Genomic DNA, 23738 nt, shown 5'->3' with positions numbered 1-23738 from the left:
AACCAATGGACACCATGTGGCTCGTCCTGGAGATCGAAGTATTGCCGGCGGGCGCGCACGAGGAGAAGGCTCGATGACGGCGCCGACACGGCCCGCGTACTTGCAGGCACCCAACATCGGCCTTGTCCTCGTGGGCGGCGCCGTCGGCGCGGGCGCTCGCGAGGGACTCTCCCTCGGCGTTCCTGATCTTGACGGTGTCCCCGTGGTGATCACGGTGGTGAATGTGGTGGGCGCGTTCCTGCTCGGCTATCTGTACGAGGCACTCACACGTACTGCACCGGGACCGACCAGAACCTCGCAGCTCAAACTGCTGCTCGGCACCGGGTTCTGCGGCGGCTTCACCACCTATAGTTCGCTTGCGACAGATACGGCAGTGCTGATCGACCACACCCGCTGGGGCATGGCATTGCTGTATGCACTCGGCACCGTCCTCGTCGGCGCAGCCGCGACCATCGCGGGCATCGCCTCGGCAGCGAAGATTCACGAAGCGCACGGCACAAACGGTCAGCAGCGATCATGACATTCTGGTTGTTCCTGCTACTCGCTTTCGCCGGCGGCGTTGGCGCCGTGACGCGGTACGTCTTCGACGGATTCCTCCACTCCAAGATCAACTCGACGTTCCCGTGGCCCACCGGAATCATCAACATGATCGGTTCCCTCGTCCTTGGCTTTCTCACCGGCCTGATCGTGAGCAGGATTGCCTCGACGGACGTGGGCGCGGTGATCGGCACGGGATTCCTCGGCGGTTACACGACCTTCAGCACCGCAAGCTACGAGACGGTGCAACTTGTCCGCGACAAGCGGTATGGGCTCACCCTCGCGTACGGCCTCGGCGTGCTGGTGGTGTGTGTCGCGCTCGCGTTCGCCGGATATCGCTGGGGCGCTTCGATTTAGATATCATGTGCGTCGGAGGTAGGTGGGTACAAACGCTGCGATCACCAGCAGTACCCAGGTGGTCAGGATGTAAGGCCAGGTGTAGTGCGGACCGCCATAGTAATCGGTCATGAGGAGGGTCGCCACCGCCGTCAGCACTGTTCCGATTGCGGCATACACCCACGAGATCACGGTGTTCTGGAGGAATGTGACCGACAGGGCGATCGCTGTCAGAACGCCGGAATAGCCGGCGAGGCCCTCAGCGATTGTCCCGGAACTATCACCGTACGCCATCGCGCACAAGGTTCCGATCACGCTGCCCATCACCGCGGCGAGGCCGACTTTCCAGGACGCGACGAAGAGGCCCAATAGGATGAGCGCCCCGCTCCAGATGCTGTTGACCAGAACCACCTCGGAGACGTTCGTGAGCAGCGAGCGCATTATCGACTCGCCCGTCCCGTCGGCGACGTGGTGGGGTGCGGACTTCTCGTGAATACTCTTGGTCACGACGAACATGACGCCCGCAGTAATGCAGAATGGCGCAGTTGTCGAGGGCAAGTTGAAGCGAGCCAACGGTTTCGAAGCAAAGATCCACACCACGATCCAGGTGACGGGTGCACAGACGATGCCGGCGATCACAGTCACCAGATAGGACCAGCCCTGATCGCCGAGCGCGGTATAGACCGCAGCGCCGATGAGTGCGCCGTTGAAACCCTGCATCCCCATCCGGACGTTGTCGGCACCCACTTTCATCAGGGCACCGGTGACGGTGTTGCACACCGTGCCGATGACCACGAGGACTGCCATCTGCCAATCGGCGACCAGGAACGCGAGAAGGATCAGCAGGCCGGTCCAACTGTTGCTCTGGAAGAAGATCTCAGACACACCGCGGGGCAACGTCGCCGACAACTCAACCCATTTGTTCGGTGGCGCCGCTTCTTTACTGCTCGTCGACATGTCATCTCCCTGGTTCAGGGTCGGGTCGTGTGACGGGACGCCCCCGGCCTTCATCGCACTGTCAGGATTTTCGGATCGCCGGCGCTTCTCTTCCCGTGAGTAACAGACGTAGGGCGCTCCAGGCAGTCGTCGTGGCGCGCAGGATGGCCCGAGTGTCGTCGCCCAGCATCCGCACCCACACACCGGTGTCGCCGGGGAGCGCGCTGACACCGAAGACGACGCCCGCCTCGGTCGACGATGACAGGACGCTGTGCAGGAGGTCGCTTATCTCGGTGACGGTTGCGCGCGGGGTGAACACGTAGAGCATGGAGAGCACGTCGTGGTCTGCGAGAACCGCCAGGCCGCCCGTGTCCTCATCGACCGGAGTCAGTCGCACCCGATCGAGCGCGACCATGGCCCCGTCCGGGCGACGGACCTCGAAGTCGGATGCGAGTGCGGTGTACCGATGACGCTCGTCGCGCGCCAAACGCCCGCCGATGAGGGTCTCGCCGGCGATGAGGGTGGCCGACGGCGCCAGTGTCACCCGCGTGCGCTGATACAGGCGGGCACCCGCGAACGCGATGACAGGGTCGGGAAGAAGCTCGACATACGCGTCCGCATCGACGCGCAGGTTCATCTGCGCGACTGCGTAATCGTGTTCCATCCGTAGGACTTTCGTGTACGCCGCGGTCGTCAGGTACGCGGACGTGCCAGCCCCGAACACGAGATCGGTCCGGAGCCGGTCACCCTGCATGACCCCGGCCCCGGTGGACATGAGGTAGGTATATGGCATGTCGGGACGCGCGAGGTCGTAGTACAGCGGACGCATGATCTGCAGCGGCGATTTCTGGTAGTGCCCGACAAGTTCCGTCCCGCGTTCGTTCCGGCCGAACTCCAACTCCAGTACGCCGACCTTTCCCGGGCTCCCGGTCGGCAACGTATCGGGTACACCTGCGAGACAGGCGATCTCACGCGGAACGCGGTCCGGCTGGTAGAACGCGGGGTCGAGTCGGTGCCCTCCATACCGTTTCGATTGCACGTCCACGGGTGGGACGACGGACATTCCGCCCGCCCGGCCGGTGCCAGGGGGCGGACCGGTGTCCGCCGCCTGGACTGTCGCTGCACTCACCGGGACATCGCAGCGGGGCGGGCATTCCAGAGCGCGAGGATGTGATCCTGCAACTCATCGATGCCTTCCCCCGTCAGGGAGTTGGTCAATACCACGGGCTTGCCGTCGCGCACCCGCAACGCGTCGGACTCCATGACATCTATGTTCGTCCGTACATATTGGGCGATGTCGATCTTGTTGATCACCAGGATGTCCGACTCGGTGATGCCCGGGCCGCGTTTGCGAGGCATCTTCTCGCCTTCAGATGTATCGAGCACGAACACGAAGACATCCGCGAGTAAGGGCGAGTACGTGAGCGTCAGATTGTCTCCACCCGACTCGTACACGAGGGTGTCCACATCGGGGAACCGCTCGAGCATCTCGGCCCCGGCCGCGAGGTTCATGGTGGGATCGTCACGTACGGCGGTGTGTGGACAAGCACCGGTCTCGACACCGACGACGCGATCGGGGTCCAGCACACCCGCGAGTTCGCGGCGTACGTGCTGCGCGTCCTCCTGGGTGTAGATGTCGTTGGTGATGACCGCCGGTTGCCTGCCCGCGGCAATGAGCCGCGGCACAAGGGCTTCGGCGAGTGCCGTCTTGCCCGAACCCACTGGTCCGCCGATCCCGATTCTCAATACGCTGCCGCTCATTCGATCACCTCATCTGTTCTTGTTGGTCTGTGGATGGAGTCGGAGCCGTCAGCTCGCGAAGAGCCTCGCGTCCGCGCGCTCGTGTTGGGCGGACATGGCGTCCGCCATCGGGACACATCCCCCCATGTCCTCGAGGTCGCGGTCCATCGCCTCGGCTGTGGCCTGGGCTATCACCGGGCCGATTGCACGCAGCATCACCTGCATCTGCAGGTGATCAGTGAGCCGAAGCCGCAGCGCCGCACCGAGAAAGCTCACCGAGAACGCGAACATATCCGAGGCGACGGCCTGTTCGGCGCCCACACCCGCCGCGACGTAGGCCACAGCGGTCGCGACCGGCTGGCACCCGGGGGTCCGCTTGGACGCGATGGCCCGTTTCCATTGCTCGAGCTCCACACCTCCGATTGCCGCGAGGGCAACGTCCGTCATCTGGTGGCCGCTACGCACCGCTGCCCTACGCATCTCCGCATTCAGCTTGGCGGCGAACAGCATCTCATCCACGAGATACACACGTTCCCAATCACTTTCCCGGGTGGCCTCGTGCGCCCGGGCCAGCGCTGTGGCATCTCCCGGACCGACCGAATGGAGCAGCAATCCCCGCAGAAGATCCTCGACGCCGTCCTTGTCGACCGCGCGAGCCTGGGCGAACCCCTCCAACCCCTGCGACATGGTGAAGAATCCGCTGGGGAATGCGGAGTCGGAGAGTTGCAGGCTCACAAGAAGATTGCCCACATCGGTCGAGGTCATGTCAGGTTCCTCAAGCAAGGAAGAAGAGCTGGGCCATCGGCAGCGACTGCGCCGGGTCGATGTGTGCGGGCTTTCCGTCGAACGTCACCTTGTATGTCTCGGGATCGACGTCGATCAACGGTGCCTTGTCGTTGCGGACCATATGCGCCTTTCCTATTCCACGGCACCTCTTCACGGGCAGCACCTGACTCTCGAGCCCGAGCTTCTCGGGCACACCGAGGTCGATGGCCGCCTGCGACATGAAGCTGACCCGGGTGCTCTGCCGTGCCTTGCCGTACCCACCCCACATCGGGCGGTAGAGCACGGGCTGCGGGGTGGGCAGCGAAGCGTTCGGGTCACCCATGACTGCCCAGTTGATGAAGCCGCCCTTGATGACCATCCGCGGCTTCACCGCGAAGGCGTCGACGTTCCACAAAACGATGTCCGCGATCTTGCCTGCCTCGAGTGATCCGATGTAGTCCGAAACCCCTTGCGTGATAGCCGGGTTGATGGTCACCTTTGCCAGGTAACGCAGGACCCTGAAGTTGTCGTGACCTTCGGAGTCCTCGGGCAGAGGTCCGCGCTTGTCCTTGCTGTGGTGGGCGGTCTGAAACGCGCGGGTCACCGATTCGCCGATACGTCCCATTGCCTGGGAGTCGGACGAGAACATCGAGAGGACACCTTCGTCGTGCAGCACGGTCTCGGCAGAGATCGTTTCGGCGCGCACCCGCGAGTCGGCGAACGCAACGTCTTCCGGGATGTCGTGCGAGAGGTGGTGGCACACCATGACCATGTCGAGCAGCTCGTCGACCGAGTTGACCGTATATGGCAGGGTCGGGTTGGTAGACGAAGGAAGAACATTGGGGAGACCAGCAGCCTTCAGGATGTCCGGGGCGTGGCCTCCACCGGCACCCTCGGTGTGGTACGTGTGGATGGTGCGTCCGTCGATCGCCGAGATGGTGTCTTCGACGAAGCCTGCTTCGTTGAGGCTGTCGGTGTGTATAGACACCTGGACGTCGTACTTGTCGGCGACGGTGAGGGCATTACGGATCACCGCAGGAGTGGCCCCGAAATCCTCGTGAACCTTCAGCGACGAGGCGCCTGCTTTGATCTGCTCCACGAGGGCCTCGGGAAGGGAGCCGTTGCCCTTGCCGTGGATTCCCATGTTCACACCGACACCTTCTGCTGCCTCGAGCATGCGGTGGAGGTACCAGGCGCCTGGTGTCGTGGTGACGCCATTGGTCCCGTCAGTGGGCCCCGTGCCACCCCCGAACAGCGTGGTGATGCCGTTCGAGAGGGCAGCCTCCGCCTGCTGCGGCGAGATGTAGTGCACGTGCGTGTCGATCGCCCCGGCGGTCGCGATGCAGTGCTCACCCGCGAGTAACTCGGTCCCGGGTCCGACAACAAGACGCGGATCCACGCCGCTCTGCAGGTGTGGGTTACCCGATTTCCCGATCCCGGCGATCTTTCCGTCCTTCACACCGATATCACCCTTCACGACGCCGAGGATCGGGTCGATGATGATCGCATTCGTGATGACCAGATCGAGCACACCCTGCGGACCGGTCGCCGCGGGGTCGGCGGCCATCCCGTCGCGTGCGGTCTTACCGCCGCCGTACACGACCTCGTCGCCGTAATACCCTTCGCTGTAATCCTTTTCGATCTCGATGACCAGGTTCGAGTCGGCCAGATGGACTTTGTCTCCCGTCGTCGGGCCGAAGAGATCGGTGTACTGCTTGCGTGAGATTGTGGCCATCAGCTTTTCCTCTTCTTGTCGGATCCGGTGCCCGTTTTCGGTTTCCCGTCTTTGAACCCGCCCTCGGTCATCCGCGCGAGCGCGTCGATCTTCGTCTGCTGCGAATCCAGGCCGCCGTTCACGAGTCCGTTGAAGCCCACCGCCCGGCGCGACCCGGAGTACGACGTCAATGTCACATCTCGTGTGTCGCCTGGCTCGATACGCACTCCGGTACCGGCCGGGATGTCGAGATGCATCCCGTACGCCTTTTCCCGCTCGAAGAGCAGCGCGCGGTTCACCTCGAAGAAGTGGAAGTGCGAACCGATCTGCACCGCCCGGTCGCCGGTGTTGCTGACCGAGATGGTGACGCTCTGATGGCCGGCGTTGATCTCGATGTCTTCGTCCTGGTGGTGATATTTGGGGCTGCCCAACATGGGTTGATCCCTCCACTATTTTTTCGGGGCGCCGCGATCTGCGTCGCCGGATGATGACTCAGTGAGGCGAGGTCAAGACCTCGACGTGAAACGGGTTGCCGTTGTCCGGCGTCTCGTGTCTGTGGGAATGGGGATGTGCGTGATGCCCGGGACCGTCGTCCTCGAAGCCGTGCGAGTGGGCGTACCCGTGGCCGTGATCGGCGAGCAGGCCGGCGGCGATCCCGTCTCGTCCGTGACCGAGCTCGTGCTGCGCCGCGGCCACCCGTCGACGGACGACATCAAGGAGCGCCCGTTCGGAGAGCAAAGGCCCGAAGAAGCTCGCATGGTCGGTGGGCAACCCGGCAGGCGCGGTGCGGGCAAAGCCCGCCGGTACAACAACCACGTCATCGGCACCCAGCAGCCGCGACCGCTCGATGGCGCGGGTCAGCTCGCCGTGCTCCCCGACGCACGCCACCTCGACCTGCGTTCCGGCGCCGTGGGTGCGAACCAGGTGGGCGATGCGGTGCAGCTCGGCGTCATCGAAAGGGTTCGATGACGGCGCGGCGATGATCATGCCCGCGCCCGGGCGCCGCCGGGCTGTATCTGCGGCGGCTCTACGGAGCCATGCGATCAGATGGTCGGCTGTGCCGAACTCCGTACACAGCGCGACACGACCCACAGCGCCCTCGGCGGCGCTCCACCGGAGCGTCTTCGCGGTCTCTGCCACCATGACCGGATCCCGGCCCCAGGTCATCGGAAGAACCAACACGGGGCCGCTGCCGTCGGCAAGGAGTCCGGTCACCGCGTCGTGTAGCGGACGTCCCGACGGGGTGATCACCGCATCGGGCAACATATCGAGCAGTGGAACCAGGTCAGCGCCGTGCGCGCTCTCGTGGCCGCCGACAAGGACGGTGGCCACTGCGTCCTGTCGCACGGCCGGCATGGCTAAGCGCCCACGGGATCGTGACAGGAGACGAGCTTGCTGCCGTCCACGAACGTGGCTTCGACCTGAAGCAAGGAAAGGCGCGCTCGCACCCCCGGCATGCAGTCGGACTCCGCCACCACGTGTTTGCCCAATTCCATGCACTCGGCAACCGACTTGCCGTCGCGAGCCGCTTCCAATATCGCCTCCGAGACCATGGCCTGGGCTTCGCTGAGATTCAGCTTGGTGCCGCGGTCGCGTCGTTTTCGGGCAAGTTCTGCAACCTGGTAGATGACGAGCTTGTCCATCTCGCGTGGAGTTAGATTCATGGCCTCGACGACCTTCCTGCTGTTACGGCCGGCGCCCTGAAAAAACGCCGGCCTCGGAGTGCAGTACTTCGGACACTATTCGAAGTACAACGAACCCTCAAGAGTTTCCAAGAATTGCCGTGCAGTAGAGATGATCTCGACTGTGGGCGAATTCCATATCACCATCCGACATGCCCGAATAACCGCAATTCGCCTGTGGTGCAACACTATTCGAATACCCATTGGAACCGGACACTTCAACTCTGCCAACTCGGCTAATGGGTATTTACGCAAAGTCTGGTCACGCAGCCACCTCGGCGCATCGTCGATGACAACGTCACCGGAATCGTTTCAATCGAATTCCATGAATGATGTTTACCAATGTCCGAATTCCGGTTCCGGAGTCGTTAGATCTGCTATGAGAATGGGTTATGCCTCCTTCACCACGGGAAGGGCACTGTCCTTATGTGACTGAAGTTTCCGGTGTGCAGTCATTGACCAACGTCCGGGCAACACGCCTGACTCGGATGATCCTCGGCTCGATCTCATCCGGCGGCAACTGTGCTTACGGACCCGCTGCCGTTCACGCTCGGCCTGTCGATCATCGCACTGATCACGTCCGCGCCTGCCCAGAATCGTCCTCCTCGGCACAGGTCACGGACAAAAAACCAGGCGCCTTATGTGTGCACTCGTGCACACATAAGACGCCTGGTTGGTTCCGAGATGAACTCGAAAGCCCGCTGTCCTACTTCTTACCGGCCACCAGATCCAGCGCGATGTCGGTGATCAGGTCTTCCTGGCCACCGACGAGTCCGCGAGCCCCGACTTCGAGCAGCACCGTACGGGTGTCGAGTCCATATTGCTTGGCCGCAGCCTCGGCATGCCGCAGGAAGCTCGAATACACGCCCGCGTAGCCGAGCGTGAGGGTCTCCCGGTCGACCTGCACAGGCCGATCCTGCAGCGGACGGACGATGTCGTCGGCAGCATCCTGCAATCCGAACAGGTCACAACCGTGCTTCCAGCCCTCGATGTCCGCGACCGCGATGAAGGGCTCGATCGGGCAGTTACCGGCACCCGCGCCGTGTCCGGCGAGCGATGCGTCCACGCGGGTCACACCTTCTTCCACTGCCACAACCGAATTGGCCACGGACAGCGAGAGATTCTGGTGCGCGTGAATGCCGATCTGAGTGTTCTCATCGAGCACATCCCGATACGCACGGACACGCTGCCGAACACCATCCATCGTCAACCGGCCACCGGAGTCAGTGACGTAAACACAGTGCGCGCCATACGATTCCATCAGCTTTGCCTGCTCAGCCAACGCCGCAGGCTCGGAGAGATGCGACATCATCAAGAACCCGGACACATCCATCCCGAGTTCACGCGCCTTGCCGATGTGCTGAGCCGACACGTCGGCCTCGGTGCAATGGGTCGCGACGCGAACCGAGGTCACGCCGAGGTTGAACGCTCGTTCGAGTTCGACAACGGTACCGACACCCGGCAGCAGCAAGGTCGTCAGCTTGGCCCGGTGAACAACCGATGCCGCGGCTTCGATCCATTCCCAGTCGGTGTTGCTGCCTGCTCCATAGGTCAGGCTGTGTCCGGCGAGCCCGTCGCCGTGGGCGACCTCGATCGCGTCGACGCCCGCCCGATCGAGAGCGCCGGCAATCCGGGCCACATTTTCGGGTGAGATGCGGTGCCGGCTGGCGTGCATGCCGTCGCGCAGGGTCACGTCCTGGATGTACAGGGCCGCGCCATCGACCACGGAAGCTCTGTTGTCAGTTGTCATCGGGCCATCTCCACTGTTGAATCGGTGAGTTTCGTTTCGGCGATGCGTTCGGCCACCTGCAGTGCCGCCGAGGTCATGATGTCGAGGTTTCCTGCGTAGGCAGGCAGGTAGTGAGCAGCACCCTCGACCTCGAGGAACACCGACACCTTCCACAGACCCGGACCGACATCGACACCGCCGGTCAGGGTGGCGACGGACTCCGCGTCATCGAGCTTGGTGAACTGCACCTCCTGCTTGAGGCGGTATCCGGGAACGTAGGCCGACACCTTGGCGACCATGTCGAGGACCGACTGCCGGATCGCATCCTGATCCGGATCGGTGACCAGGGTCAGCACGGTGTCCCGCATGATCAGCGGCGGATCGGCCGGGTTCAGCACGATGATCGCCTTGCCGTAGGCGGCACCACCGACCATTTTGATCGCCTCAGAGGTGGTTTCGGTGAACTCGTCGATATTTGCCCGAGTTCCGGGTCCGGCCGACTTCGAGGCGATCGACGCCACGATCTCGGCGTAGTGAACCTTGGTCACAGCAGACACCGCCGCCACGATCGGGATCGTGGCCTGCCCGCCGCAGGTCACCATGTTCACGTCCGGTGCATCCAGGTGCTCTTCGAGGTTGACCGCGGGCACCACGTAGGGACCGATCGCGGCCGGGGTGAGGTCGATGAGCCGCTTTCCGTACGGGCGCAGCGCTTCTTCGTTGGCGACGTGCGCCTTGGCAGAGGTCGAGTCGAAGATGATCTCGATGTCGGCGAAATCCGGGTGGTCGATGAGACCCTGCACGCCGGTGTGCACGGTGCTGATGCCCATCCGCTTGGCGCGGGCCAGTCCGTCGGATTCCGGGTCGATACCGACCAGGACCGCGATCTCGACGTTCTTCGCCACTCGCTTGAGTTTGATGACCAGGTCGGTCCCGATATTGCCCGATCCGATGATCGCGGCCTTGACTGTGCTCATTGTGTTCTGCTTTCGGAGGGGTTGGTCAGGCACTGAAAACTGCGGTGGCGCTGCCGATGCCGGAGATGGTGGTGACGTAAGTGGAACCGGGCTTCGCAGGCACCATCGGCCCCAATGCGCCGGAGAGGACAACGTCTCCCGCATAGAGGACGGTTCCGTATTCGATCGCGGTGTTGGCCAGCCACGCGAGGGCATTCCACGGACTTCCCAGGCAGTCCGAGCCCTTGCCCTGCGAGACCTGCACGCCGTCTTCGGTCATGGTCATCTGGACGCCGGCCAGGTCAGGAGCACTCTCGCGGTCGCATCGGTCGCCGAGAACGTACAGTCCCGACGATGCATTGTCGGCAACGGTGTCGGCCAACCTGATGTCCCAGTTGGCAATTCGACTGTCGACGATCTCAAATGAGGCATAAATGTCGGAAACATATTGCGGCGCATCGGCTTCGGTGATCGGGGCCGTGATATCCCGGGACAGCACAAAGGCGATCTCCGCTTCGACCTTCGGCTGCAGCAACCGCGTGGAATCCACCTCGGCGTCACCGGTGCAGTCCATGTCGTCGAGCAATACCCCGAAGTCGGGCTGGTCGACACCGAGCTGCTTCTGCACCGCAGGCGAGGTCAGACCCGTCTTGCGGCCGACAATACGGCGACCCGAAGCCACCAGTGCCTCGATGTTCAGGGTCTGAACCCGATAGGCGGCTTCGATGTCGTCGCTTCCGATCAGGTCGCGCACCGGCTCACACGGTGTGCCCGATCGAGTCGCGGCAGCCAAACGCTCGGCAGCAGCCTCGATCACATTCACTTGCGTTGTCATGAGGACGAACATATGGCCAAGCCCAACCACTGACTAGGATTCATCCCATGCCACGGGACGGAAATATGTCGCAGCTCGAAAAGTCGGCGCTTCTGCTCGATTCTTTCCCGGGCGGAACCGCACTTACGCTGGCCGAGGTCTGCACCCGAACCGGTATCCCCCGCTCGACCACCCACCGGCTGCTGGTCGAATTGACCGACCTCGGCTGGATCCAGCGCAGCGGAAACAAGTTCGAACTCGGCATGACGCTGTTCGAGTTGGGCGAGCGGGTCTCGGTCAAACATCGCCTCCGGGTGGCCGCCATGCCCTTCATGCAGGATCTGTTCGCGGTCACCGAACAAACCGTCCACCTCGCGGTCCGCGACCAGTATGACGTGGTCTACATCGAAAAACTCCACGGTCACACCGCTCCGCCTTTGCCTTCACAGGTCGGTGGTCGGCTCCCCCTCACCTGCACCGCGGTGGGCAAAGCGCTTCTCGCATTCGAATCCGCCGAGTTCCAGACGGAGGTGCTCTCGCGCCCGCTACGGCGTTACACCGCGAACTCGATCACCGATCCGAGAACTCTCGAGCGCGAACTCGCCCACATCCGCGCCCGGGGTGTGGCGCTCGAACGGGAGGAAGCGGCGGAAGGGAGCTGCTGCGTCGCGGCAACGGTACTGATCCGGGACGAGCCGGTCGCCTCGCTGTCCGTATCGGTGCCGAAGGACCGGTTCAAACCCGAACTCCTGGCCCCTGCCGTACAAACCGCGTCGCTGGCGTTGAGCCGACTGTTGTCCCGCGCCGGAGCGAAGGGACAAAATTAGCCGGTGCCGCAAGGCACTCCTATTCGCTGCCGAACGCTCGCAACCTTGCTAATGTGTGCCAACCCACAGTCCAGGCGCGGCGCTGTGTCACCCCTCTACGGCAGGAGCGGAGCGTGCTCAGTCGTCGCCAGTTCTTCGTCAGGGCCGGTGTGGTCGGCGTGAGTCTGACCGCAGCAGTGGCACTCCCGGGCGCCATGTCACGAACCCGGGTCTACGCCAATTCACTTCCGCCCGTGCGGGATACGATCAACGGCATTCTTTCGTTCATCGTTCCGGGCGATGACGAATACTCTCGCGCGCAGGGTATGGCGACCAATCGGCCGGGTGGGGTGTCACCGGGAATCCCTGAATCGCTGGAGAAGACGCTCGACCGGGCAGTCCCGATTCCGGTCCTCGGACCGGCATTCGGGATCACACTTCCGGGTGCTGCCGCCATCGCTGCGCTGATCAACATCTTCGCGGTGACACTCAATCCGGGTTCGGTGCGCGGCCGTTTCGCGGCACCGTTCGCGAACCTCTCGCATCGGGAGAAGGCCCAGGTCTTCGAGATGCTCGACACCAACCCACTGTTACCGGGACTACCAATCAAGTTCGCGGTCAACGCAATACCCACTCTGGCCGCGTTCGCCGTGTATTCCGAGGTGTCCGCATTTGATGCCGGTACCAAGCGGCTGACCGGACGCCCGGTCGGCTGGGAGCTGAGCAAATATGAGGGTGTGAGCGACGGCTGGGATGAATTCCGCGGCTATTACCAAGGGGTTTCAACCATCGATTGACGTATCGGCATGAGGGGGTTTGATGACAGACATCATTGTGATCGGTGCCGGTGGCGGCGGACCCGTGGTGGCGAAGGAACTCGCCGCCCGTGGCCTGGACGTGCTCGTTCTGGAAGCGGGTCCTCGGCACGGCGATCCAGAGAATGAATGGACTCACTTCGAGGACGACGCAAACAATCCGATCACCGGATTCTTGCGCGAGGGTCCCGGCGATCGGTCCAAGGGGCCGTGGTTACGGGATCTGCCGCAGAGTTCATTCGTCTGGCAGGTCAGCGGCGCCGGAGGTACCACCCTGCACTATTTCGGCAACTGCCCCCGTGCGGCACCCGGTGTGTTCAACGACTACGCCGGGGCGGATCGGCAGATGTACGACACCGCGAATCTGTTCCCCATCGGCTACGAAGACCTTCGCCCCTACTACGAGTGGTGCGAGGCAACGCTTCCGATCCAGACCGCTCCGATGGGCACCAAGGAGGAGATCTTCCTGCGCGGGGCCGCGGCCATGGGACTACCGCACCAGACCTCACTCGACACCACCGGACCGGCACACCGAGCACAACAGAACGCGATCCTGCAGCCGGGAGGTACGGCGGGTCGCACTCGCGATCCGAACCGGCTGCGCTATCCCGAAGCGCAGGGATGCACGATGTGCGGGCACTGCTACGAGGGCTGCTACCTCCCCAAAGGCGCGCCCCGCAACCTCAAAGCCCGGCGCTCGACCGACAATTCATACATTCCGATGATGCTCACCGCCGACGCGTGGTCTCGTGGAGGCAAGGCAGCCCGGCTCGTCACCGACGCATTCGTGACCAGAATCCTCACCCGCGACGTGAACGGCGAAACCACCGCGCACGGTGTCCAATTCCGGACCTCGGACGGATCCATGCACGAAGAGACCGCCAAGGTTGTCGTGCTGGCGGCCGGTTGCATCGAGTCTCCCCGACTCTGGCTGCAGTCCCTGCTCCCCAACCCGAACGGCTGGGTGGGCCGGGGAATCACCGACCATCACATGGACTGTGTCTTCGGGGTTTTCGACGATTACACCGGCGAGACCAAGGGCGCGGGTTCCAATGCCCGCGTCGATTTTCCGGGCTATGGCGGCATCGAGCAGGTCTGCCTGCCGCCGGCGTTGCAAGCGTATGCGATGAACTTCAGTGACTCGGGTATCGAAGGCTACGGCCGCGCGGGCAGCGTGGTCGATTCGGCGGGCGCCGACACTTATGGCCGTCTTGTCGGACGAGACCTTCTCACCACGCTCGACGACGCCAACAAAACGCTCGCCGCCCTCGTCATCACGGACGACGATGTCGAGCCAGGCAATACCGTCTCGGTACCGGGCATCCTCCCTCCGGACGAGAATGGCCTGGCACCGCGCGTCACCGTTCAGCATCGCAACCGGTCGGCCCGTACCAAACGAAACCGGAAGTACTGCGCCGAGAAGGCCGTGGAACTCATGCGGGCCGCAGGCGCCCACACAGTCCACCGCTGCGATTGGCCCCCGCTCATCCTGCATTCACAGTCGAGCATGCGCATGGGTGAGGACGCCAACACATCGGTGCTCGACTCAGACGCCCAGGCCAGATGGGTCAAACGTCTCTACATCGCCGACAACTCGGCCTTGGCCAATTCTCTCGGAGGCCCGAACCCCACGCTGACGACCCAGGCAATCGGGACGCGAACCGCGGAAAGGATCTTCCAAACCTACTTCGGCGGGGACAATTGGGTGACGAAGGAATCCCCGGTGTCGTCGATCGACGACCGCGTCACCGAGGCGGTCATCGCCCGAAACCTGTAGATGCCGCTTGAAAGCGACCCCGACGGGGTACCCGAGGACTGCGGTGCGAACGACCGGTCTGCGAAGAGGGGTTACATGTCTGACGAAAACAATCGCGAGAACGAACGTGACCTCGCGAACCTCGACATCGAAAAGCCCAAAACCCACGCGGCGGGACCGACTGCGGTCGCGGTGTCCATGAAACGGGCACTGGGGCACATGGGGCCGGTCCGGACCGCGAAGACACTGCTGAAGCTGAATCAGGCCGAGGGCTTCGACTGCATGAGTTGCGCCTGGCCCGATCCTGAACCGGGCCACCGGCACACTGCCGAGTTCTGTGAGAACGGCGCAAAGGCGGTCGCAGAAGAAGGCACCACAACCCGCGCGACGCCCGAGTTCTTTGCCGCCCACAGCATCGAGGACCTGGACAGTCGCACGGAACACTGGCTCGGACAACAGGGACGTATCACCCATCCGATGGTCAAACGCCCCGGCGCTACCCACTACGAAGCCATCGACTGGGACGACGCGTTCCGCCTCATCGCCGAGGAGTTGAACGGCCTCGGTACCCCAGACGAAGCCACTTTCTATACGTCGGGACGTGCCTCGAACGAAGCGGCCTTCGTATATCAACTGTTCGCCCGCACTTTCGGCACAAACAACATGCCCGACTGCTCGAACATGTGTCACGAGTCCACGTCGATCGCACTGCAGGAGTCCATCGGTATCGGGAAGGCCAGCGTCACCCTCGAAGATGTGTACGAGGCTGAACTGATCGTCATCGCCGGCCAGAATCCCGGCACCAACCATCCCCGCATGCTCTCTGCCCTCGAGAAGGCCAAGCAGAACGGCGCGACGATTCTGACCATCAATCCCCTCCGTGAGGCCGGCCTGGTCAACTTCAAGAACCCTCAGACACCCCGCGGCATGGTCGGACCCGGTACCGATCTGACGGACATGTTTCTACCGATCGCACTGAATGGTGATCTCGCCCTTTTCCAGGCCTTTGGCTCGCTGCTCGTCGAATGGGATGCCCTCGACCACGAGTTCATCGACGCCCACACCAACGGCTTCGCCGCCTGGCGCGATCACGTCCGGAACGTGGACTGGGATGTGATCACCGCAACCACCGGTCTGTCGCGTGAGCAGATCACCGACGCCGCGAAACTCCTACGCGATTCGAAGGCCACCGTCTTCTGTTGGGCGATGGGCCTGACGCAGCATCGCAATGCGGTGGCCACCATCAAGGAACTCACCAATGTTGCTTTCGCACAGGGCAACATCGGCAAACCGGGCGCCGGTCTTTTCCCGGTTCGAGGACACTCCAACGTCCAGGGCGACCGGACGATGGGAATCTGGGAACGTGTACCGGAGCATTTTCTCGACGCTCTCCAGAAAGAATTCGACTTCGACCCACCGCGCAAGCACGGCCTGGACACCGTCGACTCCATCCGGGCTCTGCGGGACGGCAAAGCGCACTTCTTCATGGGTCTCGGCGGGAACTTCGCTCAGGCGACCCCTGACAGTGATGTCACATTCCGGGCGTTGCGCAACGCGCGGATGACCGTGCAGGTCTCGACCAAGATCAACCGTTCTCACCTCGTCTGCGGACAGACCGCACTCATCCTTCCCACGCTGGGCCGGACCGAACAGGACGTACAGGCCGGCGGATCCCAGTACGTCTCGGTCGAGGACTCCACCTGCTCGGTGCATTCCTCCCGTGGACCGCTGGCACCGGCCAGTCCACACCTCAAGTCCGAGGTCGCCATCATCACCCACATCGCCGAGGCGACCCTCGGTAACCGATACGGCGTCGACTGGGCAGCGATGCGCGATGACTACCGCAACATTCGCGCCCACATCTCGCGGGTCGTCCCCGGATGCGAAGGGTACGAGGTCAACGTTCGCAAACCCGGCGGGTTCATACTCCCCCACCCACCGCGTGACTCTCGTACGTTCGAGACCGACTCGGGCCGTGGGGAGTTCGCGGTGTCACCGATCGACGTCCTTCAAGTGCCCGCCAATCACCTGATCCTGCAGACTCTGCGCAGCCACGATCAGTTCAACACCACGATCTACGGATTCAGTGACCGTTACCGCGGCATCGAGGGTGGCCGACGAGTGATCTTCATGCATCGCGAGGACATCACGGCACTCGGCCATCGCGACGGGGACATCGTCGACATCGTCACCCGCTGGGACGACGACGATCAGATCCGGTGTGCACCAGAGTTCCGGATCGTCGAGTACGGCACCCCGCGAGGCTGCGCGGCGGCCTACTATCCGGAGACCAATCCTCTTGTGCCGCTGGACTCCACCGCACTCAAGAGCAACTGTCCGACTTCGAAATCGATCATCGTCTCGCTGGTACCGGCGGGCCAAGGCCGCGTCGAGTCCCACACCGGCAGCCAGCAGGCGACCGGATCCGACTGGGATCACAAAACGCATCCGCAACCGCATCACCTGAGCTGATCAACGATGCCCGAGACGCCCGACGAAGGTCATCTCATCGGCTGCCGGCACCGGACTCGCCCAGATAGGCGCGTTCGATCCTGCCGACGTCACCGGAAAGCTCCGTCGCGTCGCCGGAGAGACTCACCTGACCGTGAACCAGGACAACGGCTCGGTCGGCGATCCCGAGGGCAAGCCGTACATGCTGTTCCACCAGCATCACCGCAGTCCGCTCGGTTGACGCGACGTCACGTAGGACGGCCAGGATCGATTCGACCACGACGGGCGCCAACCCCATACTCAGCTCATCGATGAGAAGTACCTTGGGTCGCTGCACAAGCGCCCTGCCGATCGCAAGCATCTGTTGCTCGCCGCCGGAGAGCTGACCTGCCGCGAGGTTCAGGCGAGGTTCAAGCGCCGGAAAGAACTGCAGCACTTGATCTATGGACGCGCGCGCCGTTCGTCCACGCTCCCGAATCGCAAGCCGGAGATTCTTCTCGACCGACAGTTTCTTGAACAATGCACGATCGTCGGGCACCAGGACCATGCCCCCGCGCACCGCGGCACGCGGATTCCCGGACCCGAGTTCGTCGCCTGCCAACAGCACCGAGCCGCCGAGCCTGGGAAGCAATCCGGCCAACGTCATCAGCAGTGTTGTCTTGCCCGCGCCGTTCGGCCCGAGAAGAGCAACGATCTCCCCTTCAGCGAGCGCGAGATCGAGACCACGCACACACGGACTCGACCGGACGTAGCCGGCATTCAGATTGTGACAGGACAGAACGCTCATCTTGACACCTCATCCGTTGCGGTGGAGCTCTCGGTCTCCGCCGAGTCGTCGAGTTGCCTGGCAGGAGAACCGAGGTAGGCGCGAATCACCGCGTCGTCAGACCTGATCTCGTCGGGCGTTCCGGTGGCGATCACCCCGCCGAGGTCGAGCACGATGACGCGGTCGCAGATGCTGAGTACCAGTTCCATGTCGTGATCGACAAGGAGCATCGTCGACCCCATCGAGCGAGCCGCTTGCAATCGTTCGCCCAGCCACCTGCTCTCGGTGGTGTCGAGACCCGCAGCCGGCTCGTCCAACAGGGCAACGACCGGTCTGCCTGCGAGCACTCGGGCCACCGACACCAACTGCCGCCTGCCCTGGGAAAGATCAGCTGCTGCAACGTCCGCCAGATGTTCGATCTGGAGCAACCGCAACACCGCGTCGACGGTCTCTGACGTTTCACCGCCGGCCCGAACCGCGCCGACCGTCACGTTCTCCGCGACCGAGAGTTCGTCATACAGCTCCAGGTCCTGGAAGGTGCGGCCCAATCCGAGGCGGCTACGCCGGTGAGGTGCCAATCCCTCGATCTGGTTACCGTTCAACGTGACTCGACCGCGAGAATCGGCAAATCCACTGATCGCGTCGATGAGCGTGGTCTTACCTGCACCGTTTGGTCCGATCAAACCAACGATTTCACCGGACCGCAGATCAAAGCTGACGTCGTCTACGGCGAGCACAGGACCGTAGTGAACACTGACGCCCTGGACCGCCAGGACCACGTCGTCGCCGATACGGACTTGGGGTGCAAGAGCCCTCTCCTTGTCGGCCGGTGACAAATCATCAGTATCAGACAAGTCGCCTGTACTCGCCCGGAGCGCTCGACCTGCCAATCCCGGGATCCGGATCCGGTGCAGGTAGCCGGCAAGTCCATCCGGAGTGGTCACCACAACGACCACCAGCAGGATCCCACTCGAGAGCATGTAGTAGTCACCGAAATGCAGATACCGGTCGGAGACGTAGAACATGAGACCGCCGGGCGCCAGGATTCCGGCAAGGAGACCGCCGGACACCGAGGTCACTCCGGCCACGTAGAAGACGGCGAACAGGCCGATGCCGGCGAATACACCGAAACTGCCTGCGGTGGCGAGGGTTTGCTGATAGCCCAGGAGCGCACCACCGAGACCGGCCACAAAGGATGCGATCGCAAACGCAACGAGCTTCGTCAGTCCGACGTTGATTCCCGCAGCCGCCGCTGACCGTTCGTTCGCACGGACAGCGAGCATCGAAGCACCAAGACCGCTGCGCCGCAGACTCGCAACCCCAAGTGCAACCAGTGCGAGGAAGACCAGACAAACAATTCCGAATGCCAGCCTCGGATAACCTTCACCGGCCCCGATCCCGAGGTCGATGCCGAACAGAGTCGGTGGCTCGATCGCTGCGCCCTGCATACCGCCGTTGAAGGTCGGGTTACGAAACCAGAAGGCCTCCAGGAAGACCGCAAGCGCGAGGGTCGCCACCATCAACGGCAGACCGCGGACCCGTAGCGCAGGCAATCCGACCGCGACTCCGATACCCATCGCGACCAGCGCCGCAAGGACAGGAGCGATGGGAAAGGGGATGTCCAGATCTGTGGTGAACCGGGTCAGGCTGTAGGCGCCGACACCGGCAAGGGTGAGCTGCGCCAGCGACACCTGGCCGGCATACCCGGTGATCACCACCTGAGAGAGCGCGATGACAGCGAAGATCATCGAGCAGACCACCGCCAACCGAATGCTCCCCGACGTCAGGAGCAAGGCGAGCATCCCGGCACCCAGACCGGCTGCGGTTCCCAGCAGCAGTCGGCGTGGACGGGGCGATCGTCCGAGATCCTGACGGGTCACCGCACCCCGTCCCGGAAGCGGCTGCCCACGGACGAGCAAGAAAATCATAATCAGCAGCAACGGAACGGCTTCGGCGACGCCCGCCTGAGGGAACCAGTCGATCGTCGCCTGAAGATTGGTGGCCTCGGATTGCACCATCCCGATCACCAGGCCCGCGCCAACGGTCAGTGCGACACTCGAAAAATTGCCCACCAGTGCGGCGGCGAGGGCGGGAACGATGAACATCGAATAGGCAACCGGATTGAGCGGGACTATCGGTGCGATGACCACGCCACCGACAGCAGCGACCGCTGAGGACAGGGCCCAGTTGCTCACTGCGATCCGGTCCGGAGACAGACCGGTGACCAGCGCACCCTTTTCCGACTCGGCCGCGGCCTCTGTCTCGAGCCCAAAACGGGTGTACCGCAGGACAAGACCGGCGCACACGGCCAAGGACACAACAACAACGGCCAACCACAGCCGATCGGTCGGGACCACGGTGTCGCCGATCGAAATGGTGTCGAGTTCGAAGATGGGTCCCACGGTCGGCGTATCGGTACCCACTCGCAACGCGATCAGTGCCTGGATCACCAGCATCAGGCCGATGGACGCGACCGCTTTTGCCAGAGCCGGCGCGGCGCGCATCTGGCGAAACACGATGAGGTAGAGGATGACTCCCAAGATTGCCGCGATGACAACGGACAGCGCCATCGCGGGGATCACGCTCAACTCACCGCCGAGATCGATCCTCGCGGGCAGACCCGGAATCGGGTTGAGGAGTTCACCCTTTCGTAGGAAGGCGTAGGTGTACGCCGCGTAGAGGGCCACCGCGCCGGTGGCGAAGTTGACCACGCCGGAACTCTTGAAGGTCATCACGAGCGCGAGCCCCAGGGCGGCAAAGACAGCCCCGTTACCCAGGCCCAGAAGAAGAAACGAGAAGTGCTGTGTCATCAAGTGTCCTCGACCGGGGGCCGCAAACGAGACGCGACCCCCGGTCCGTTAGATCTAGCCGTTGTTGACTGGGACGGTGTTAATGAACGCCCCGTCACCGGTGACGTCACTGACGAGAATTGCCTTGCTGCACAGTGCACGAAGCGGCGGGAACGCCTTTCCGTCGCAGGTAAAGGTCAACCCCGGTGCCGCGGGGAACGGAACGTCCTTTGCCGAGGCCAACGCCGTCGTGAACTGCTCCGGCGTGACCGGACCGGTGAGCGACTTGCCGACCTCACCCATCGACATGACGACCTGGTACCCGGTGTAGCCAATACCTGCGGGATCGGTATCGGGTGCGTATTTCGCCATCACATCCTTGTAGAGCTTCACCGAAGGATCATCGGAGCTCAGGTTGACGGTTGTGAATGCCTTGGCACCGGTGATCGCCTCCATACCAACGCTTTCGGTCACACTTTGGTCGATGCACGTGGCAATCAGGTACTTCTGCACCGTCGGCGCCACCGTCTGCAAGGCTTTGAGAGACGTGATGCACTGCGATGAGTCGCCGAGAATCGTGACGGCGTCGGGCTTGTTCTGCAGGCCGGCGGTGATCTGGGGCGTGGGATCGGCCGTCCCGGTCGGGATGGTGACAACGTTCAGTTCGATGCCCGCCCGCTTGAACAGTGGGTCACCGAGCGCCTTCACCGACGCTGCCGCGTCGCCGCTGTCGCCGACGAAAACGGTGAACTTCTTCACGCCTTCCTGAGCGGCAACTGTTGCCTGGCCGGTCATCACCGCGATGATCCCGCCCGAGAGCATGAACGAACCGGGCGAGACCATTTCCACCTGCGAGACCGGAGCCTGCGCAACATACGGGATACCCGCGCCGGTGATGATCGGCAACATCACCGCACCCTGCGCACCCAGTGGCGTGACCACTGCGGCAACCTTCTGCTCGACCATCTCGTTCGCGCATTTCGTCGCCGACGCCGGCTCCTCCTGCTGCTTGCAGACGACGAGATCGACTTTGTGTCCACCGATACCGCCACCGTTGTTGTTCAGGTACTCCGCTGCGGCCTCACCACCCTCACGAACCATGGGCAGATTGACGGTCCCGCCTTCCGGCGCGATGAAACCGAGTTTGATCGGCTCACCCTCCGGCACATTCGATGGCAGTGAAACGTCGGCCGCAGCCGAGTTGGTCGATCCGGATGACGAGTCGCTACAGCCCGAAACCAACCCGAGTAGTAGTAGTGAAGCCGCGCCGCAAAGCGCAGCGTTGCGGACCTTGCGTCGTCGTGACTGTGTTGTTTTCAAGTGGGGTCCCTTCAGAGAATAGAACGCAGCTGACCAGGTCAATCTTCGAGTCGGCAAGAAATCGAACGGCCAATGATAGGGGCGACCATACGAGGTCTCGGCAAGACTGTAACGCGTTACAGAACACAGAAATCGCGATTCGGCCAAACCGGACCGCCTCTTGTCGCAGCGGCACTTTGACGCCCTTTCGTCAGACCAGGGAGGTGCTACCGTTTTGGCGTCGCGGGACTTGGTCAGCGCTCACTCGCGCCGATCAACGATGGGCGGGCTTCGAGATGCAGTCCTTCTGCCCGAGGTTCTGAACATCGACGACCAGCGCGCGGATGAGAGAGAAAGATGGCTACGGCGAACTCCAGAAAGGCAGCAGGGATCCGCCGGCCGCGAGGATCGATCTCAGCAGAAGAAATCATCGCCGGGGCATTCGAAGTCGCCAACAGGACGTCGCTGAGTCAACTCAGCATGGCCTCGCTCGCCAAGCACCTCGATGTCGGTGTCGCCAGCATGTACTGGTATTTCCGCAAGAAAGAAGACCTCCTCGACGCGATGACCGAACAGGCGGGCGAGGAATACCACGCCGCAACGCCTTCGGTCCGGGCCGACAACTGGCAGGACGCCCTGCGTAAACATTTCCGGAAGATGCATCAGACATTCCAAAATCATCCGGTGCTGGTCGAGTTGTTCCTCTTGCGTGCCAGAACGGGACAACTGAGTCCGGTGTCGATCAGCGCGACCGCGAACAAACTCGACGCGGTGATCACCGAGATGGTGGACGCCGGATTCACCCCACCTGACGCCCTCGAGGTGTACCTGTCGTTGTTGGCACATGTGTGCGGCGCGGCAATGATCGATCATCACGGCGTCTTCTCCGGCGACGGGGGCGGCGGCCCGCACAGTGACACCAACAGCGCATTGACCGCGCCACTGTTCCAAGAGCTTTCAGAAAAGGGTCGTCGCATCGACGACGTCGAGGAGACGACCTTCGATTTCACATTCGAAGCGATTCTCGAGCACGCCCAGAAAATGATCGCGGGCTGACCGCGAACCGATACTATCCACGACTACCGTTCTGCCACTGATTGATCCGCACTGTTCGCACACCCGCGGTTCACCTAGTAGGTCGGCGGCGGGCTGTTCCGTCCCAGTTCCTCGCGGTGTTTCCGGATGAGTTGCTCATCTAGTTCACGTTGTCGACGGTTGGCGAGTCGTTCTTGTTGGCGGCGTGCTTGTTTGGCAGCGGCGCGTGAGTTCTGCCGGGATGCGGGCGGCTGTGACGACGGCGTCGATGTTCGTGGTGGCCGGCCGGGTGAGCCGCGTTTGTTGTCGAAGACGACGTGCCTCAAGGTGGGGAACAGATCATCCCCGGTCCAGCCTGGGCCGTGGTAGTTGCGGCCTTCGGGTGTGGTGAAGATCAGCCGGGTCCGCCCGGAACGTGGGTCGGGGAATTGGTCGTCGAGCCAATCGGAGTACGTCTTCAACAGATGGTGAAAACGGCACAGCGTCTTCATCTCTGACGGATGGGTGCAACCACCGGCCTCAGGCTCGTTGTGGTTGTACTCGCAGGTGTGGTCGAGGTCGGCGCCCCATGCCTTGTGCTCACATCCAGGCCACATGCAGTAGACGTCCCGGATCCGGAGGTAACTGTCCAGGACAACCGAGGGCCGGTACTGGTCACCAGGCTGGGTGGCCGGGAGTGGAATGACCTGAGGGAACGGGGCGGTGACTATGCCGCTCTCGGCTGGTGGGTTCTGTGGTCCGCGCATGTATATTTTCGGCCGCTTTGTCTTTGGTGTCTCCGGTTCGGGCCGCTCGGGTGCAGGCTGCACTGG

Annotated in this window: 22 protein-coding genes; 7 read left to right on the top strand and 15 right to left on the bottom strand. The window is 62.9% G+C overall.

What is annotated here, in order from left to right; all coding sequences use genetic code 11:
- The first annotated feature begins 73 nt into the window (after positions 1-73).
- Together AC1TPF_RS24680 and crcB are read left to right on the top strand one after the other, a co-directional pair.
- The gene (locus AC1TPF_RS24680; protein ID WP_482141542.1) at positions 74-520 is read left to right on the top strand and encodes a fluoride efflux transporter FluC; all 447 of its coding nucleotides are present in this window, start codon (positions 74-76) and stop codon (positions 518-520) included.
- Positions 517-894 carry a fluoride efflux transporter CrcB gene (crcB, locus tag AC1TPF_RS24675; protein ID WP_482145585.1) on the top strand — a complete coding sequence of 126 codons (378 nt, stop codon included), beginning with the start codon at positions 517-519 and terminating at the stop codon, positions 892-894. The genes AC1TPF_RS24680 and crcB overlap by 4 nt, the downstream gene beginning before the upstream one ends.
- 3 nt (positions 895-897) lie before the next feature.
- Here the strand turns inward: crcB and AC1TPF_RS24670 are convergent, their stop codons facing one another.
- The 11 genes from AC1TPF_RS24670 to AC1TPF_RS24620 all read right to left on the bottom strand — a co-directional run bounded on the left by AC1TPF_RS24670 (position 898) and on the right by AC1TPF_RS24620 (position 11230).
- Positions 898-1830 carry an urea transporter gene (locus AC1TPF_RS24670; RefSeq protein WP_482141538.1) on the bottom strand — a complete coding sequence of 311 codons (933 nt, stop codon included), beginning with the start codon at positions 1828-1830 and terminating at the stop codon, positions 898-900.
- 61 nt (positions 1831-1891) lie between these two features.
- On the bottom strand, positions 1892-2938 hold the full coding sequence (locus AC1TPF_RS24665; RefSeq protein WP_482145584.1) for an urease accessory protein UreD: 1047 nt from the start codon (positions 2936-2938) through the stop codon (positions 1892-1894).
- Entirely contained in the window at positions 2935-3570 is a 636-nt protein-coding gene (ureG, locus tag AC1TPF_RS24660; RefSeq protein ID WP_482141534.1) for an urease accessory protein UreG, read from the bottom strand. Before ureG ends, AC1TPF_RS24665 begins: the two co-directional genes overlap by 4 nt.
- A 48-nt stretch (positions 3571-3618) precedes the next feature.
- Positions 3619-4314, bottom strand: coding sequence for an urease accessory protein UreF (locus AC1TPF_RS24655; protein WP_482141532.1), 696 nt, complete (start codon positions 4312-4314; stop codon positions 3619-3621).
- Between the two features lie 10 nt (positions 4315-4324).
- Complete coding sequence (gene ureC, locus AC1TPF_RS24650; RefSeq protein ID WP_482141530.1) at positions 4325-6049, bottom strand: urease subunit alpha; 1725 nt, start codon at positions 6047-6049, stop codon at positions 4325-4327.
- Positions 6049-6462 (bottom strand): urease subunit beta, encoded by a 414-nt coding sequence (locus AC1TPF_RS24645; protein ID WP_482141528.1) that lies wholly within the window; start codon positions 6460-6462, stop codon positions 6049-6051. The genes ureC and AC1TPF_RS24645 overlap by 1 nt, the downstream gene beginning before the upstream one ends.
- 58 nt (positions 6463-6520) lie before the next feature.
- The gene (locus AC1TPF_RS24640) at positions 6521-7375 is read right to left on the bottom strand and encodes a sirohydrochlorin chelatase (protein ID WP_482145583.1); all 855 of its coding nucleotides are present in this window, start codon (positions 7373-7375) and stop codon (positions 6521-6523) included.
- Positions 7376-7386: 11 nt separating this feature from the next.
- On the bottom strand, positions 7387-7692 hold the full coding sequence (gene ureA, locus AC1TPF_RS24635) for an urease subunit gamma (protein WP_482141524.1): 306 nt from the start codon (positions 7690-7692) through the stop codon (positions 7387-7389).
- A 724-nt stretch (positions 7693-8416) separates the two neighbouring features.
- Complete coding sequence (dmpG, locus tag AC1TPF_RS24630) at positions 8417-9460, bottom strand: 4-hydroxy-2-oxovalerate aldolase (RefSeq protein ID WP_482141522.1); 1044 nt, start codon at positions 9458-9460, stop codon at positions 8417-8419.
- On the bottom strand, positions 9457-10416 hold the full coding sequence (locus tag AC1TPF_RS24625; RefSeq protein WP_482141520.1) for an acetaldehyde dehydrogenase (acetylating): 960 nt from the start codon (positions 10414-10416) through the stop codon (positions 9457-9459). The genes dmpG and AC1TPF_RS24625 overlap by 4 nt, the downstream gene beginning before the upstream one ends.
- Positions 10417-10441: 25 nt before the next feature.
- On the bottom strand, positions 10442-11230 hold the full coding sequence (locus tag AC1TPF_RS24620; protein WP_482141518.1) for a 2-keto-4-pentenoate hydratase: 789 nt from the start codon (positions 11228-11230) through the stop codon (positions 10442-10444).
- 47 nt (positions 11231-11277) lie between these two features.
- On the opposite strand from AC1TPF_RS24620, the gene AC1TPF_RS24615 reads away from it, so the two are divergent.
- The 4 genes from AC1TPF_RS24615 to AC1TPF_RS24600 all read left to right on the top strand — a co-directional run bounded on the left by AC1TPF_RS24615 (position 11278) and on the right by AC1TPF_RS24600 (position 17058).
- Entirely contained in the window at positions 11278-12036 is a 759-nt protein-coding gene (locus AC1TPF_RS24615; RefSeq protein ID WP_482141516.1) for an IclR family transcriptional regulator, read from the top strand.
- A 113-nt stretch (positions 12037-12149) separates the two neighbouring features.
- Positions 12150-12812 carry a hypothetical protein gene (locus AC1TPF_RS24610; protein WP_482141514.1) on the top strand — a complete coding sequence of 221 codons (663 nt, stop codon included), beginning with the start codon at positions 12150-12152 and terminating at the stop codon, positions 12810-12812.
- Between the two features lie 22 nt (positions 12813-12834).
- The gene (locus tag AC1TPF_RS24605; RefSeq protein ID WP_482145582.1) at positions 12835-14607 is read left to right on the top strand and encodes a GMC family oxidoreductase N-terminal domain-containing protein; all 1773 of its coding nucleotides are present in this window, start codon (positions 12835-12837) and stop codon (positions 14605-14607) included.
- Between the two features lie 75 nt (positions 14608-14682).
- Positions 14683-17058 (top strand): FdhF/YdeP family oxidoreductase, encoded by a 2376-nt coding sequence (locus tag AC1TPF_RS24600; RefSeq protein WP_482145581.1) that lies wholly within the window; start codon positions 14683-14685, stop codon positions 17056-17058.
- Between the two features lie 34 nt (positions 17059-17092).
- Here AC1TPF_RS24600 and AC1TPF_RS24595 read toward each other — a convergent pair whose 3' ends face one another.
- Genes AC1TPF_RS24595 through AC1TPF_RS24585 form a run of 3 tightly spaced genes read right to left on the bottom strand, consistent with a single transcriptional unit; the run spans position 17093 to position 21912 of the window.
- A complete protein-coding gene (locus tag AC1TPF_RS24595) occupies positions 17093-17824 on the bottom strand; it encodes an ABC transporter ATP-binding protein (RefSeq protein WP_482141508.1) in 732 nt (243 codons plus the stop codon).
- Positions 17821-20613, bottom strand: coding sequence for an ABC transporter permease subunit (locus AC1TPF_RS24590; RefSeq protein WP_482145580.1), 2793 nt, complete (start codon positions 20611-20613; stop codon positions 17821-17823). Before AC1TPF_RS24590 ends, AC1TPF_RS24595 begins: the two co-directional genes overlap by 4 nt.
- A 54-nt stretch (positions 20614-20667) precedes the next feature.
- Positions 20668-21912, bottom strand: a complete 1245-nt coding sequence (locus tag AC1TPF_RS24585; RefSeq protein ID WP_482141504.1) for an ABC transporter substrate-binding protein — start codon at positions 21910-21912, stop codon at positions 20668-20670.
- A gap of 336 nt (positions 21913-22248) precedes the next feature.
- Here AC1TPF_RS24585 and AC1TPF_RS24580 point away from each other — a divergent pair, with 336 nt between their 5' ends.
- The gene (locus tag AC1TPF_RS24580; RefSeq protein WP_482141503.1) at positions 22249-22947 is read left to right on the top strand and encodes a TetR/AcrR family transcriptional regulator; all 699 of its coding nucleotides are present in this window, start codon (positions 22249-22251) and stop codon (positions 22945-22947) included.
- A 74-nt stretch (positions 22948-23021) separates the two neighbouring features.
- On the opposite strand, the gene AC1TPF_RS24575 is transcribed toward AC1TPF_RS24580, so the two are convergent.
- Positions 23022-23738 (bottom strand): HNH endonuclease signature motif containing protein (locus AC1TPF_RS24575; RefSeq protein ID WP_482145579.1); only part of this gene is annotated, 717 nt, incomplete at its 5' end.

Source organism: Williamsia sp. Y853 (assembly GCF_056786495.1).
This window is presented reverse-complemented; position numbering and strand designations above follow the sequence as displayed.

Bases quoted from the DNA above. Each gene is read 5' to 3' on its own strand.
- AC1TPF_RS24680 (WP_482141542.1), top strand. From the start codon at position 74: ATGACGGCGCCGACACGGCCCGCGTACTTGCAGGCACCCAACATCGGC.
- crcB (WP_482145585.1), top strand. From the start codon at position 517: ATGACATTCTGGTTGTTCCTGCTACTCGCTTTCGCCGGCGGCGTTGGC.
- AC1TPF_RS24670 (WP_482141538.1), bottom strand. From the start codon at position 1,830: ATGTCGACGAGCAGTAAAGAAGCGGCGCCACCGAACAAATGGGTTGAG.
- ureG (WP_482141534.1), bottom strand. From the start codon at position 3,570: ATGAGCGGCAGCGTATTGAGAATCGGGATCGGCGGACCAGTGGGTTCG.
- AC1TPF_RS24655 (WP_482141532.1), bottom strand. From the start codon at position 4,314: ATGACCTCGACCGATGTGGGCAATCTTCTTGTGAGCCTGCAACTCTCC.
- ureC (WP_482141530.1), bottom strand. From the start codon at position 6,049: ATGGCCACAATCTCACGCAAGCAGTACACCGATCTCTTCGGCCCGACG.
- AC1TPF_RS24645 (WP_482141528.1), bottom strand. From the start codon at position 6,462: ATGTTGGGCAGCCCCAAATATCACCACCAGGACGAAGACATCGAGATC.
- ureA (WP_482141524.1), bottom strand. From the start codon at position 7,692: ATGAATCTAACTCCACGCGAGATGGACAAGCTCGTCATCTACCAGGTT.
- dmpG (WP_482141522.1), bottom strand. From the start codon at position 9,460: ATGACAACTGACAACAGAGCTTCCGTGGTCGATGGCGCGGCCCTGTAC.
- AC1TPF_RS24625 (WP_482141520.1), bottom strand. From the start codon at position 10,416: ATGAGCACAGTCAAGGCCGCGATCATCGGATCGGGCAATATCGGGACC.
- AC1TPF_RS24620 (WP_482141518.1), bottom strand. From the start codon at position 11,230: ATGACAACGCAAGTGAATGTGATCGAGGCTGCTGCCGAGCGTTTGGCT.
- AC1TPF_RS24615 (WP_482141516.1), top strand. From the start codon at position 11,278: ATGCCACGGGACGGAAATATGTCGCAGCTCGAAAAGTCGGCGCTTCTG.
- AC1TPF_RS24605 (WP_482145582.1), top strand. From the start codon at position 12,835: ATGACAGACATCATTGTGATCGGTGCCGGTGGCGGCGGACCCGTGGTG.
- AC1TPF_RS24600 (WP_482145581.1), top strand. From the start codon at position 14,683: ATGTCTGACGAAAACAATCGCGAGAACGAACGTGACCTCGCGAACCTC.
- AC1TPF_RS24595 (WP_482141508.1), bottom strand. From the start codon at position 17,824: ATGAGCGTTCTGTCCTGTCACAATCTGAATGCCGGCTACGTCCGGTCG.
- AC1TPF_RS24590 (WP_482145580.1), bottom strand. From the start codon at position 20,613: ATGACACAGCACTTCTCGTTTCTTCTTCTGGGCCTGGGTAACGGGGCT.
- AC1TPF_RS24580 (WP_482141503.1), top strand. From the start codon at position 22,249: ATGGCTACGGCGAACTCCAGAAAGGCAGCAGGGATCCGCCGGCCGCGA.